This window comes from Natronococcus sp. CG52, assembly GCF_023913515.1.
Classification (GTDB): Archaea; Halobacteriota; Halobacteria; order Halobacteriales; family Natrialbaceae; genus Natronococcus; species Natronococcus zhouii.
In genome coordinates, this window is the sequence record NZ_CP099391.1 from 3570174 (window position 1) to 3583764 (window position 13591).

Here is a 13591-nt window from a genome sequence, read left to right on the forward strand (position 1 = left end):
GTAACGGGGTTGCTATCTTAAGGATTGCCAACTGGGCGGCGACTGTGACGGCGTACCGCTCGTCCGTCGCACGAACGATCTATTCTTCGAACGACAGGACGAGCGCTGCACCCTCTCGCTCGAACGCGGTTCCGAACGCCGCCGACAGCTCTCGCATCCGGTTTCGAGTCCAGGCCGCCGCTTCCGGCCCCGCTTCGTGGACGGCGCAGTCGTCGATCTCGGTTGGATGGAGCCGAAGTTCGGTCGGTTCGCCGTCCTCGGTTACCGCGAGCACGAACAGGAAACTCCGGTCGTTTCGCAGACGGGAGTCGACCGCGTAATCGTCGACGAAGTCGCCCGCATCGTAGATGATCGGGGACCCCTGGTGAACCTCGATTCCGTGGAAGACGTGGGCGCTGTGGCCGTGGACGACGTCGACGCCCTCTTCGATCAGCCAGCGGCCGAACTCCCGAAACGACTCGGGCGGCTCCTCGACCATGTTTGGCCCCCAGTGCAGCGAGGCGACGAGCAGGTCGGGATCCGACTCGCGTGCGCGCTCGAGGGCGTCTCGAACTCGCCGCTCCGTCGCCGCGCTCTCGACGGCGTCGTCGGACTGCGTCCGACCGTTCGAGTCGCGTCGCGACTCGCTGATCTCGATCCAGGCGGTCCCCGGCGACTCCGCGTCGGCCGCGAACTCGGGCGTGTTGTCCGTGAATGCGACGACCGCGATCTCGAGGCCGCCGACCGAAACGACCGCCGGTTCGAGCGCCTCGTCGAGCGTCTCGCCCGCACCCGTGCGTGCGATTCCCGCTTCGTCCAGACGGTGTAGCGTGTCGCGCAACGCGATCGCCTCGTAGTCGAGGACGTGGTTGTTCGCCAGCGCGCAGGCGTCGACGCCGGCGCGTTCGAGGGCGGGCACCGCCCAGTCGGGATCCGCGCGGAAGTGAAACGGTCGGTGAGTTCGCTGCCACCGCCGGCCCCGCCTCGAGAGCACGCACTCGAGATTGATGACCAGCGCATCCAACTCGCGAAGTCGCTCGAGAACGGTCCCCCACACCGCGTCGGCGGGACGGCGTCGCTGACGGTCGTCGACGACCCGTCCGAGCATGACGTCGCCCGTGAAGCCGATCCGACGGGACATATCCGACCTTCGCGCCGCAGGACCAAAGTGTATACTCGCCAGCGGCGACAGCTACAAACCGAAACCCGACCAATCGTCCGACATGTACGTACTCGGCTGTTTGAACGGCGACGAGAGCCGTACCGGACTCGAGCGGGTTGTCGACCGCGTCGTCGACCGACTCTCTCGCGAGGGACGCGTCGGCGTCATCCGGTACGATGCGACGATCGCGGACGGGACGCACGAGTCGCTCACGATCGGCGGCGACGTCACCTACGGGCTCGGTGCCGACGGCGACTGGACCGCCTCGGGAACCGGGATGTCCGTCACGAGCGCGCTGGACGCGCTGGCGACCGATTGCGACTACGCGGTCGTCGTCGGCGTCTCCGGACTGCAGTATCCGACGCTCGTCGTCGGCGATTCGGTCGACGAGCGCGAGGAGGTGATCGCGACCGTCTCCGGTCCCGGCGATCTCGACGAAGACGGCCTCGTGACGGCGCTCGAGTCCTCGGAGCCCTACGAGACACTCGAGTCGCTGGTCGCGCGGGTCAAACGGTCGCCCGACGCCGACCGCGCGGGAGCGATCGCTACCTTCACGGGCCGCGTCCGCGCGAAGGACGATCCCGACGACGCGCGCACGGAGTACCTGAAGTTCGAGAAGTACGAGGGCGTCGCCGACCGGCGAATGGAGGCGCTCGAGGCGGATCTCGAGGCTCGCGACGGCGTACTGGACGTCGAACTCTACCACCGTACGGGTATCGTCGCGGACGGCGAGGATATCGTCTTCGTCGTCGTGCTCGCGGGACACCGGGAGGAAGCGTTCCGGACCGTCGAGGACGGGATCAACCGGCTGAAGGACGAAGTTCCCCTCTTCAAAAAGGAAGTCACCGTCGAGGACGAGTTCTGGGTACACGAGAGGTAATAAATGTTTCTCCAACAATTGTAGGTAATATCGGAACAGCGACGACCACAGTTCCGAGTTCGCTAACAGTGCTACCGTCAGAACCTGCTATTGCAAGCACGGCCGAAACAATACTACACACCAACACATATATCGTTCTGTATTATATATGGTGAACTAATAAGTTAGAAGTGATTTTAAAACGTCTCGAGCTATTTTAACAGCCCGTGAAAGGTATCGCGACCACCGGTAAAATGCCGATTATTTCACGAAAGGGTGAACGCAATCGAAACGCCGCTAACCATCCTCTCTTTATAACATATCCCCACCACAAGAGGCTGATGTCGATGAGCACGACAGCCCAACCCTCCACGGAAAGCAAAGAACACCGCCTGAAGAGCTACCTGCGCGAACGCGCAAAAGACGGAGAGCTGTACTTCAAGGGGAAGTTCATTGCAGACGATGTCGGCATGTCCCCGAAAGAAATCGGCGCGCTGATGGTCAAGCTCTCGGAGTCCGCGACCGACCTCGAGATCGAGAAGTGGTCGTACACGAGTGCGACCACCTGGCGCGTCGCACCCGCGTAGCTGTCTCGCCATCGACGCAACTCACACGGTGCCGACCACACCGGATTACATCCGATTCACCCACCCGCGCCGGCGCGTCATCGACGCCATCCGGTGCGCCCATCCCCCCTGACCGACGAATCGCTAACGACTACCACAGCCAATTACGGTACCGACGTACCCGCAGTTGTCTCACGCGTGCCCGCACCCACTTCGGGCACGCGATTCCCCATTCATTGCGCTCAGCGCTGGCTCGAGTGCGACCGTTCTCGACCGCGAGCAGCAGTCGCCGAGAGGGAAGCCGATTTATACGAGCGGCTGATGAACACCGATAATGGACGACGTCGATTCGTCCGGATTCCGTGCGACCGCCGACGAGACGGCGTCGCTCGAGAACGGCCCGCCGCTCGAGCGCATCGAGTCGGTGTTTACCGTCTACGAGGTCCGAGTCGAGGACGAACAGCTCCTGTACTACGGTGATCCGCTGGTCACCCACCAGCCGCTGCTCCAGGAGCTGTGGCCGGTGTTTCGCGAAGCGGGTTACGACGTCGAACTGATGCAACGCCGCGGGGAGTACGTCCTCGTCGCTGAACCGACCACCATCGGTATCGACGGGGTTCCGTGGATGAACATCCTCTTGCTGCTCGCGACGGTCGTCTCGACGCTGTTCGCCGGGTCGATGTGGTACCACATCGATCCGTTCGCGGATCCGCTGGCGATGTGGGAGGCCTGGCCGTTTATGGTCGCGATCCTCGGCGTGCTCGGGGTTCACGAGATGGGACACTACGTGCTGAGCCGCTACCACGGAGTCGACGCTTCGCTGCCCTACTTCATCCCCGTCCCGACGCTCATCGGGACCATGGGCGCGGTGATCAAGATGAAGGGCCGGATGCCCGACCGGAAAGCGCTGTTCGACATCGGCGTCGCCGGGCCGCTCGCGGGACTGGTCGCGACCGTCGTCGTGACGATCATCGGACTGCACATGCCTCCGGTTACCGCCCCGGACGACGTCGTCGCCGACCCCAACGCGATCCAGATCGAGCTGGGCTACCCGCTGTTGCTCGAGTGGCTCGCCCTCGCGTTCGATCAGCCGCTGTACAGGGACGATCCTGCGACGGCGGTGCACCCTGTCGTCATCGGCGGCTGGGTCGGGATGTTCGTCACGTTCCTCAACCTGATCCCCGTCGGCCAACTCGACGGCGGGCACATCCTCCGGGCGATGGCCGGCGACCTCCAGGAGACGATCGCGGCGCTCGTTCCGGGCGTGCTGTTCGCGCTCGCCGCGTACCTCTACTACGTGAGCGGCTACAGCGGTAACTCGGTGTTCATATGGGTGTTCTGGGGGATCTTCACCGCGGTGCTCGCGTCGGTCGGCCCGGCCCGGCCGATCTACGACGAGCGACTCGGTACCGGACGGTTCCTGCTCGGCGTCGTCACGTTCGGGCTGGGCGTCCTCTGTTTCATGCCGGTTCCGATCGCCATCGTCGGATGATCGGCCCGCGAAACTCCGTTCTCCGTCCGTTTACTCTCCGTGCGTGTAGCCGCGGTCCTCGAGTCGCGCTCCGTCGAGCGTAATCCCGTCTTCCCTGTCGACGACCGACCCGACCACCGAGAGGGGAACGTCGGTCGCGTCGCGAGCCGCCTCGAGTTCGGTCTCGGGGATCGTGACCACGAGTTCGAAGTCCTCGCCGAACGTCGTTCCGACCTCGAGCGCCTCGTCGTCGCTGTCGGTGACCGCACGGACCGCGTCGTCGATCGGGATCGGATCGGCGTCGATCGCGAACCCGCAACCGCTCGCCTCGCCGAGCTGGTGCAGCGAGCGAGCGAGACCGTCGCTCGAGTCCATCATCGCGCTCGCGTGGGGTGCGAGCGCGCGACCGGCGGCGACGCGCGGCTCGAACTGAAAGAGCGCGTTCGCACGCTCGAGTGCATCTCGGTCGCCGTCGGCGGCTCGGTCGAAGTACTCGAGGGCCGCCGCACTCCCTCCGAGCGTGCCGGTGACGCAGATCCGGTCGCCGGGTCGCGCGCCGCTGCGCGGAACGGGGTCGTCGGTACGACCGATCGCGGTCGTCGCGACGGTAAACTCGTCGTGCCCGTCGAGGTCGCCGCCGACGTACTCGGCGCCGACGAGTTCGCAGACGTCCGTCGCGCCGCGAACGAACGCAAGCAGTTCCGCCTCGACGAACTCGGGTGCGGCGTAGGCGGCGACCGCCGCCGTCGCGTCGGCTCCCATGGCGGCCACGTCCGACAGCGAGGCGGCGACGGATCGCCAGCCGGCGGTGTATCGGGTCGTCCCCGCCGGAAAGTCCGTCCGCTCGTGGAGCATATCGGTCGTCACGACGAGTCCGTCGACGACGGCGGCGTCGTCACCGACCGGCTCGAGTTCCCCCTCCAACAGCGCCAGGGCGGCGCGCTCGTCCATACCGGCTATTTCGCCCCCAGGACGAAAAACGACCCGAACCGCGATCGGCGCCAGACCGGGCCACGGGATCGATCTCGGGGAACAACGATGGCCTTAAATGCCGCGGAAGGAAACCCAACGCCAATGGCTACGATGTACGACGTTCCGGCGGACGACCTCATCGAGGCGCTCGCCGAGGACCTCGCCGACCGACTCGACGAACCGGACTGGAGTCAGTTCACCAAGACTGGCGTCGACCGAGAACTGCCGCCCGAACAGGAGGACTTCTGGGCGACTCGGGCCGCGAGCCTCCTGCGCAAGGTCTCCGACCGCGGTCCCGTCGGCGTCGAACGACTCTCGACCGAGTACGGCGGCGGCAAGAACGGCTCGAACCGCTACCGCGTCGCGCCCGACCAGCGCACCGACGGCTCGCGAAACGTGATCCGCACGATCCTCCAGCAGCTCGAGGAGGAGGACCTCGTCGAGACCGCCGAGGGTGAGGGCCGCCGCATCACCCCGGAGGGACAGAGTCTGCTCGACGACACCGCCGGCAACGTTCTCGAGGAACTCGACCGACCGGAACTCGAGCGCTACGCGTAAGACGGAGACCGGAAGCTCGTTTTCGCGGCGCACACCGCACCAGCGGCGTCGCTGCTGTCGTCCGTAATCATTTTCCGCGTTCCCAAGCAAGGAGTTACTATAGCTATGAGTGGCTCACCAGACGAGGAAAAACTCGAGGAGCTTCGACAGAAGAAGATGGAGCAGCTTCAGGACCGCGCCGAATCTCAGGGAGGCGAGGGTTCCCAGGAGGCTGCCCAGCAGCAGGCCGAAGCGCAAAAGAAGGCGGTGCTTCGCCAGCACCTGACCGACGACGCCCGAAAGCGGCTCAACACCGTCAAGATGAGCAAGCAGCAGTTCGGCGAACAGGTCGAACAACAGGTCGTCGCGCTGGCCCGCAGCGGTCGCATTCAGGGCAAGATCGACGACGAGAAGATGAAACAGCTCCTACAGGAACTCAAGCCCGACTCGAAGAGCTTCGATATCAAGCGCCGGTAATGGAGCTCGGACTGCTCTACAGCGGAGGGAAGGATTCGACGCTCGCGGCGCTCTTGCTCGAGGAGTTCTACGACGTCACGCTGACGACGGCCCAGTTCGGCATCAGTGACGACTGGAAACACGCCCGCGAAACCGCCGAGACGACGGGGTTCGAGTTCGACCGCCTCGAGCTCGACTCCGACGTGGCCGGCGAGGCGGTCGAGATCATCCGCGAGGACGGGTTCCCCCGAAACGGGATTCAGCACGTCCACCTGCACGCGCTCGAGCAACTCGCCGAGCGGGAGTTCGACGCGATCGCCGACGGAACCCGCCGGGACGACCGCGTGCCGACCGTCTCCCGGGCGCAGGCCCAGAGCCTCGAGGACCGCCACGGCGTCGACTACATCGCGCCGCTGTCCGGCTTCGGGCGGACGGCGGTGGATCGGCTCGTCGATTCTCGCCTCGAGGTGACCGTCGGCCCGACCGAGGCGATCGACCGGGCGGACTACGAGGCGGAGCTGCGGGCGCTCATCGCCGAGGAAGACGGTTCGGAAGCCGTCGAAGACCTGTTCCCGGACCACGAACAGACGTACGTAACCGGCATCCGGTAGGCGACTCGACGGACGATTCGCAGCCGCTTTGGCACACGGGTTTCTTCCGACGCTCGGGTCGACGGCGCCGGCTTCCAAACGAAAGGTTAGAAGGCCGCCGTCGCCGAACGGTGTCGTATGTACGACGGGATCAAGGGCTTTCGTGATTTCTACCCCGGCGAGATGTCCGCCAGGCGGGCGACCATCGACGTTCTGGAGGATACCGCCCGCCGGTACGGCTTCCGCGAAATCGGAACGCCGGCCTTAGAGCGCGCGGAAATGTGGACCGACAAGAGCGGCGACGAGATCGTCGAGGAGCTGTACGCCTTCGAGGATCAAGGCGGGCGCCACGTCACGCTGACGCCGGAGCTCACCCCGACGGTGGCCCGGATGGTCGTTGCGAAACAACAGGAACTCTCGAAGCCGATCAAGTGGTTCTCGACGCGACCGTTCTGGCGCTACGAGCAGGTCCAGCAGGGCCGTCAGCGCGAGTTCTACCAGACCAACGTCGACATCTTCGGTTCGACCGAACCCGAGGCCGACGCCGAAATCCTCGCGTGGGCCGCGGACGCGCTGACCGGACTCGGTCTGACCGGCGACCACTTCGAGTTCCGGATCTCCCACCGGGACATCCTCGGCGGCGTGCTCGAGACCTACGAGGCGGACGTCGACGTCGACGAGGCCATTCGCGCGGTCGACAAGTCGGACAAGATTTCGCAGGCCGAGTACCACGACCTGCTGTTCGAGGCCGGCCTCACGTACGATCAGGCGGCCGAGTTCGACGACCTCGTCGCGAGCGGCGACCTGGAGGCCGTCGAGTCCTTCGCCAGTACTGAGCGCGTCACCGCGGCCGTCGAGAACCTCCAGAACGTGCTCGCGGCCGCCGAGGACTTCGGCGCTCGAGAGTACTGTACGATCTCGCTCGAGACGGCCCGAGGACTCGACTACTACACGGGCGTCGTCTTCGAGTGTTTCGACTCCGCGGGCGAAGTCTCGCGGTCGATCTTCGGCGGCGGCCGCTACGACGACCTCATCGAGAGCTTCGGCGGCCAGCCGACGCCCGCCGTCGGCGTCGCCCCCGGCCACGCGACCCTCCCGCTCCTGATGCAGCGGGCGGGCGTCTGGCCCGAGGAAGAAGTGACGACCGACTACTACGTCCTTCAGGTCGGCGACACGCGCTCCGAGGCCGCCCGGATCACGCGAGCGCTGCGCGAGCGCGACCACGTCGTCGAGACCGACGTCGCCGGCCGATCGTTCGGCTCGCAGCTCAACTACGCCGACTCCATCAACGCCGAGACGGTCGTCATCGTCGGCGAACAGGACCTCGAGAACGACGAGGTGACGATCAAGGACATGGAGTCGGGCGACCAGGTCCAGACCGCCGTCGACGAATTCCCCGGCGATATCGAGCGGCCGACGTTCGAAGACTTCGCGTAACGGGAGTCGGAAGCCGCTCTCCTGGCCCGTCCGGTGCGGATCTCCGGGCGACTCCTTCAGGACGCTCCCGTGCGACCCGAGTAATCAGCACGCTTTTTGTTAGACGCTCTTCGGACTGCCGTTTCTCGCCGCTGTCGTGCCCGCATCGTACGCCGGAACGACGATGGCACTACAGCGGTTTTTCGAGAAGAACACCGAGAGCGACAGGCGGTGAGCACCGAGAACGAACCGTCTCGCCCGTAACAGCTGATTTCGAACGGTGAGATGGTTCTACGGCCGAAAGGCGACCCGCACGAGCGGGCGAGATATCACCGTCTACGACTCGAGCTCGCGACTCGCCCGTCGCTCGTCGGCATCCTCGCGCTGTTCGACCGAGTGGCCGGTCTCGACGTGGTGGTCGATCATCGCCTGGTTGAGTTCGGCACTCGAGTCGTCGTCCCGGTGGGTCCAGTCGCACTCCTCACAGTACGCGATCGGCACACGGAGAATCTCGAACAGAGGGCTCTTGAACGGTACGGTTTGTGCCGGGGGAGACGTCTGACCTCGACGGACGGCGAGGACCACCGTTAACTACGCCCCTGCCGTACGTCGTCCGATGGCTGACGCTGACGGTCGCCCGAACGTACTGTTCGTCCTCACCGACCAGGAGCGCTACGACTGTTCCGCACCCGACGGCCCGCCCGTCGAGACGCCCGCGATGGACCGCCTCTCGAGCGACGGGATGCGCTTCGAACGGGCCTTCACGCCGATCAGTATCTGTACGAGCGCCCGCGCGTCGCTGCTGACCGGGCAGTTCCCCCACGGCCACGGCATGCTGAACAACAGTCACGAGGCCGACGCGATTCAGGCGAACCTCCCCACGGAGCTACCGACGTTCTCCGAGGCGCTCGCCGAGGCGGGCTACGATCTCACCTACACCGGGAAGTGGCACGTCGGCGACGACCAGACGCCCGAAGACTTCGGCTTCTCCTATCTCGGCGGCAGCGACAAACACCACGACGACATCGACGAGGCGTTCCGCGAGTACCGGGAGGAACGCGGCACGCCGCTCGAGGAGACCGAACTCGAGGACGAGATCTACACGCGCGGCGGGAAAGAGGACGGCACGTTCGTAGCGGCGACGACGACCGTCGACGTCGAGGACACCCGGGCGTACTTCCTCGCCGAGCGGACGATCGACGCGATCGAGTCCCACGCGGACGCCGCCGCCGGGCCCTTCTTCCACCGGGCCGACTTCTACGGCCCGCACCACCCCTACGTCGTCCCCGAGCCCTACGCCTCGACGTACGATCCGGCGGACGTCGAGCGCCCCGAGAGTTACGCCGAGACCTACGAGGGGAAGCCGCAGGTTCACGAGAACTTTCTCCACTATCGAGGCGTCGCCGATTTCGACTGGGAGATCTGGGCCGAGGCTATCGCGAAGTACTGGGGCTTCGTGACCATGATCGACGACCAGTTCGATCGAATCCTCGCGGCGCTCGAGGAGAACGGCCTCGCGGAGGAGACGGCCGTCGTCCACGCCTCGGATCACGGCGACTTCGTCGGCGCACACCGCCAGTTCAACAAGGGGCCGCTGATGTACGACGATACCTATCACATTCCGCTGCAGGTGCGCTGGCCCGGCGTCGTCGACCCGGGATCGGTCTGCGAAGCGCCCGTCCACCTGCACGATCTGGCGGCGACGTTCCTCGAGATGGGCGACGTCCCGGTACCGGACTCGTTCGACTCGCGGAGCCTCGTTCCGCTGCTCGAGAACGGCGGCGACGCGCCCGCGGAGCGGCCCGACTCCGTCTTCGCGCAGTACCACGGCGACGAGTTCGGACTCTACACCCAGCGGATGGTCCGCACGGATCGCTACAAGTACGTCTACAACGGGCCGGATATCGACGAACTGTACGATCTCGAGGACGATCCGGCGGAGCTACAGAACCTGATCGACCACCCCGACTACGAGGACGCTCGCCGGGAGATGCGGGATCGACTGATCGACTGGATGGACGAAACCGGGGATCCGAACCGGAAGTGGGTGCCGGACGTCCTCTCCGACTGAGGGATCGCCGACCGGCATCGGGTGTGGAAGCGTACGTTTACAGTTCCGAGGCGGCTACCATCGATCATGACTGTCGACGCAGCCAAAACGGAGGGGAGCTGATGACGGGTATCGGGAGCGACGATCCGGACCCGGAGGAGCTTCGCGAGCGGGCGGACGAGTACGAGGCGATCGCCGACGCGCTCACGGACCTGGTTATAGAACTGCGGGACGAACCCGTCAGAGAGTCGCGACTCGAGGGGCTGTTCGACGAGGCGACGACGAGCAACCCGCAGATCTGGAACATCGTGACGGCCTTCATCGACGTCGAGGACGGCGAGGCGGTCGTTACCGACGAGTCGAAGCTCGCGGAAGGCAAGTGGGCGCCCGAGATCGTCGAGGGCTGCGACGCGATGGTTACGGTCGACGTCCAGCGCGGGTTGATGCCGGACGATTTCAAGTACCTCGTCGGGAGTAAACTCGAGGACGAGATCACGGAGTTCGGCGAGCGAGCGGCCGAGGCGAGACAGCGGGCGGCCGAACTCGAGGGAACTGAAGATTCGGTAGAGTAACCGGGCACCGAAGCGCCCTGAATTACTCGAGCACGACGTCTTCTCGTTCGAATCGTCTGTCACCGTCCTCGGACTCACGCCAGCGCCAGGACCCGATCTCGAAGGGGCCGAGCGAGACGATCAGATAGGAGCGATCAGGCCACGTCGCATTGGCCGCGTCGGTCTCGCTCGGCCGCGTCGGGCCGCGCGGGTGGGAGTGGTAGAAGCCGACGATCTCCTCGCCGCGGCCCTCGAGGCGCTCGAAGATCTCGAGCTGTTCCTCGGGGTCGATCCGGTACCGCGTCCGGGGGGTCTCGGCGACGTTCGCGGCGGGGTACTGCGAGCGAACGATACTCCGGCCCGTCTTCTCGTACTCGCCGCCGAAGATCCCGGAGATTTCCTCGGGCCGCCCCTCTCGAGCGCGACTCACGATCGCGTCCCGAACTTCGGGTGGGAGGACCAGCACGGCTACGGCGTCGGATCGGCTCGCGATCCGGACGGGGAGGCGTCACTCGACTCGAGCGCCTCGAGTCCGTCGAACGGCACCGCGACCGATTCCGGCGGCCCCTCGAACAGATCCGGCTGGACGATCGGTGCGAGCGCCTCGAGCGTGTCCACGAGCCGCGGCCCGGGTCGGTTGAGGTAGTGGTGGCCGTCCATCGCCCAGACTCGGTCGTTTCGAACCGCTGTGAGGTCGTCCCAGCCGTCTCGGTCGGTGAGATCGGCGCGGTTCGCGGCGGTTTGCTCGAGGTCGAACCCGCAGGGCGCGACGATCGCGAGTTCGGGATCGTACTCGCGGATCTCCTCCCACTCCCGCGGCCGCGACGGTTCGCCGACATCGGCCAGCCCGTACGCGCCGCCGGCCCAGTCGACGAGTTCGGCGGTCCAGTGGCCCGCGATCATGACGGGGTCCGTCCAGTCGAAGATCGCCACCCGCGGCCGATCGTCGGCGTCGATGTCAGTGGTCCCCTCCCGGACGGTGGCGATCCGGCTCTCCAGCTCCGACCGAACCTCCCGAGCACACTCTTCGCGGCCCGTCGCGCGCCCGAGGCGCTCGAGGTCTTCGAGAACGTCCTCGACGGTGTGAGGATCGACGGTCAACACCTCGGGATCGGCTTCGATCTCTTCGAGCGCCGCACCGATAACGGCCTCGTCGACCGCGCAGACGTCGCACATTCCCTGCGTGACGATCAGGTCCGGCTCGAGGTCGTCCAGGAGATCGACGTCGACCTCGTAGACGCCGTCGTCGGTTTCGCCGATCTCGAGGACCTGCCGGTCGATCTCGCCGCTCGAGGCGTCGGCGTCGACGCGCGAGCGCGTGATCGAGGGGATCGACTCGGCGCCGGGGGGGTAGTCGCACTCGTGGGAGACGCCGATCGGCTCGAGGCCGAGCGCGGCGACGAGTTCCGTCGCCGAGGGGAGCGTCGTAACGATTCGCATACCTGCCGTAGGAGCGGCAGGGCCAAAAACAGCAGCCTCTGGACGGGCGCTCCGTCAGAGTTCGTCCGGCTGGAAGTCGTCCGTACTGTCGAACTCGTCGGAATCCGGCTCGTCGGACTCGGAGTCGTCTGCGTCCGACTGATCGGTGTCCGGCGTTTCGTCAACGGGGCCCTCCTCGATCTCGATCGTCGTTTCGGTGCTCGAACCGGTCGAACCCGGTTCATCGTCGATGTCGAACTCGTTCGTCTCGAGTTCCGATCCATCGACGCCGACACTGCCGTCGGTAATCTCGATGGTGACGCCGTCGTGCGTGCGCTCCTTGCCGACGAGTTTCCCGGTCGCCGACTCGACCTCGTCGTTGACCGCCCAGACGAACTGCAGGACGGATTCGAGTTCGGCGCCGGCCTGCCGGATCCCCCGCTCGGCGGGGAGTTCGGCCAGGCTCTGTGCGCCCTCCGGGTGAAGGTACTGGATCGGATGATCGTTCGGCACCTCCCGCAGGTCGACGTCGAACGACCAGAGGTACGGAAGCAGTTGGACGGCGTACCCTTGCGGTTTCGGCGCTCGTCGGCCGGCCGCAGTCAGGGCGACCGTCACGGCGGGCGATTCCGCGTCGGTGTCGTAGTAGAGGCCCCTGAAGCCGGGAATCGAGATACGCATACTCGAGCGGTGGCACGCGCCGGGGGTGAGTCTGCACCCGGCACTCCCATCCTCCTTTTAACGGGGGTCAGAAACTGTCGGCGAACTTGTCCCGGCGGTTGATGTCGAGTTCGCTCACGCTCGAGTGGTCCCGGCTCGCGGCGAAGACGATCGCGTCGGCGACTTCCTCGGGTTCGCTGGCCTCGTTCGCGTCGAAGGCTTCGGCGAACGTCCGGCCATCGGTCGTCTCGAACTCCGAACGGACCTCCGCCGGATTGATTACGGTGACGCCGACGCCGTCGTCGCCGACCTGGGCCGCGACGCTCTTGGCGAATCCGCGCACCCACCACTTCGTGGCGGCGTAGATCGGGTTGAACGACCGCGGGTACTGGCCGGCGAAGCTCCCGACGAAGATCAGGTGACCGCCGCGCTCGCGAACGTGGGGGATCGCCGCCCGCGTCGCGTAGAAGACGCCGTCGACGTTGGTCTCCTGCATCGTCTCGTACTCCTCGGTCGTCATCTCCGCGATCTCGCTGCCGCGAGAGAGCCCCGCGTTGTTCACCAGGACGTCGAAGCCGCCGAACCGGTCGACGGCCGCCTCGATGAGGACGTCGACGTCGTCCTCATCGCGAACGTTCGTCGGCACGACCAGCGTCTCGACGCCGTGGTTCCGCTCGATGTCGGTCGCCAGTTCTTCGAGGTCGTCCTCGCTGCGAGAGGCGAGGACGACGTTCGCTCCCTCGCTCGCGAGCGCGCGACAGGTGGCCGCGCCGATGCCGGCGCTCGCACCGGTGACGATCGCGGTCCGTTGCTCGAGTGAGTCGGTCATCGTGTACTGACGGAGGATCGCTCGCTCCTAAGCGTTTCTGCAAGCGGTGATCGGAGACCAACGGACGGTCGGTC

General features: G+C 65.9%; 16 protein-coding genes. 9 read left to right on the forward strand and 7 right to left on the reverse strand.

All coding sequences use genetic code 11. The features are described 5' to 3' along the window. Positions 1 to 79: 79 nt before the first annotated feature. Positions 80 to 1120, reverse strand: a complete 1041-nt coding sequence (locus NED97_RS17890) for a CapA family protein (protein ID WP_252488372.1) — start codon at positions 1118 to 1120, stop codon at positions 80 to 82. An 82-nt stretch (positions 1121 to 1202) separates the two neighbouring features. On the opposite strand from NED97_RS17890, the gene NED97_RS17895 reads away from it, so the two are divergent. The 3 genes from NED97_RS17895 (at position 1203) to NED97_RS17905 (ending at position 4058) form a co-directional block, all read left to right on the forward strand. Continuing rightward, a complete protein-coding gene (locus NED97_RS17895) occupies positions 1203 to 2021 on the forward strand; it encodes a molybdopterin synthase (protein WP_252488373.1) in 819 nt (272 codons plus the stop codon). A 320-nt stretch (positions 2022 to 2341) separates the two neighbouring features. Then, positions 2342 to 2587: a DUF7123 family protein gene (locus NED97_RS17900; RefSeq protein WP_252488374.1), complete on the forward strand. Its 246-nt coding sequence runs from the start codon at positions 2342 to 2344 to the stop codon at positions 2585 to 2587. A gap of 313 nt (positions 2588 to 2900) precedes the next feature. After that, positions 2901 to 4058 (forward strand): site-2 protease family protein, encoded by a 1158-nt coding sequence (locus NED97_RS17905; RefSeq protein ID WP_252488375.1) that lies wholly within the window; start codon positions 2901 to 2903, stop codon positions 4056 to 4058. Between the two features lie 30 nt (positions 4059 to 4088). On the opposite strand, the gene thiL is transcribed toward NED97_RS17905, so the two are convergent. Further along, positions 4089 to 4988, reverse strand: coding sequence for a thiamine-phosphate kinase (thiL, locus tag NED97_RS17910; protein ID WP_252488376.1), 900 nt, complete (start codon positions 4986 to 4988; stop codon positions 4089 to 4091). A 123-nt stretch (positions 4989 to 5111) separates the two neighbouring features. On the opposite strand from thiL, the gene NED97_RS17915 reads away from it, so the two are divergent. The 4 genes from NED97_RS17915 to hisS all read left to right on the forward strand — a co-directional run bounded on the left by NED97_RS17915 (position 5112) and on the right by hisS (position 8029). Next, entirely contained in the window at positions 5112 to 5567 is a 456-nt protein-coding gene (locus NED97_RS17915) for a 30S ribosomal protein S19e (RefSeq protein ID WP_252488377.1), read from the forward strand. A gap of 105 nt (positions 5568 to 5672) precedes the next feature. Next, positions 5673 to 6023, forward strand: a complete 351-nt coding sequence (locus NED97_RS17920; RefSeq protein ID WP_252488378.1) for a DNA-binding protein — start codon at positions 5673 to 5675, stop codon at positions 6021 to 6023. Continuing rightward, positions 6023 to 6613, forward strand: a complete 591-nt coding sequence (locus NED97_RS17925; RefSeq protein WP_252488379.1) for a DUF7411 family protein — start codon at positions 6023 to 6025, stop codon at positions 6611 to 6613. The genes NED97_RS17920 and NED97_RS17925 overlap by 1 nt, the downstream gene beginning before the upstream one ends. A 117-nt stretch (positions 6614 to 6730) precedes the next feature. Then, positions 6731 to 8029 (forward strand): histidine--tRNA ligase, encoded by a 1299-nt coding sequence (gene hisS, locus NED97_RS17930; protein ID WP_252488380.1) that lies wholly within the window; start codon positions 6731 to 6733, stop codon positions 8027 to 8029. 315 nt (positions 8030 to 8344) lie between these two features. On the opposite strand, the gene NED97_RS17935 is transcribed toward hisS, so the two are convergent. After that, entirely contained in the window at positions 8345 to 8509 is a 165-nt protein-coding gene (locus NED97_RS17935; RefSeq protein WP_252488381.1) for a hypothetical protein, read from the reverse strand. Positions 8510 to 8624: 115 nt separating this feature from the next. Here NED97_RS17935 and NED97_RS17940 point away from each other — a divergent pair, with 115 nt between their 5' ends. Both NED97_RS17940 and NED97_RS17945 read left to right on the forward strand, forming a co-directional pair. Then, a complete protein-coding gene (locus NED97_RS17940) occupies positions 8625 to 10079 on the forward strand; it encodes a sulfatase-like hydrolase/transferase (protein ID WP_252488382.1) in 1455 nt (484 codons plus the stop codon). Between the two features lie 101 nt (positions 10080 to 10180). Further along, positions 10181 to 10630: a hypothetical protein gene (locus NED97_RS17945; RefSeq protein WP_252488383.1), complete on the forward strand. Its 450-nt coding sequence runs from the start codon at positions 10181 to 10183 to the stop codon at positions 10628 to 10630. 22 nt (positions 10631 to 10652) lie between these two features. Here the strand turns inward: NED97_RS17945 and NED97_RS17950 are convergent, their stop codons facing one another. The 4 genes from NED97_RS17950 to NED97_RS17965 form a co-directional block, all read right to left on the reverse strand. After that, the gene (locus tag NED97_RS17950; protein WP_252488384.1) at positions 10653 to 11075 is read right to left on the reverse strand and encodes a desampylase; all 423 of its coding nucleotides are present in this window, start codon (positions 11073 to 11075) and stop codon (positions 10653 to 10655) included. A gap of 2 nt (positions 11076 to 11077) precedes the next feature. Then, on the reverse strand, positions 11078 to 12049 hold the full coding sequence (locus NED97_RS17955) for an ABC transporter substrate-binding protein (RefSeq protein WP_252488385.1): 972 nt from the start codon (positions 12047 to 12049) through the stop codon (positions 11078 to 11080). Between the two features lie 54 nt (positions 12050 to 12103). Next, positions 12104 to 12709, reverse strand: a complete 606-nt coding sequence (locus NED97_RS17960) for a hypothetical protein (RefSeq protein WP_252488386.1) — start codon at positions 12707 to 12709, stop codon at positions 12104 to 12106. A gap of 67 nt (positions 12710 to 12776) precedes the next feature. Beyond that, positions 12777 to 13517 (reverse strand): SDR family oxidoreductase, encoded by a 741-nt coding sequence (locus NED97_RS17965; protein ID WP_252488387.1) that lies wholly within the window; start codon positions 13515 to 13517, stop codon positions 12777 to 12779. Positions 13518 to 13591: the final 74 nt, after the last annotated feature.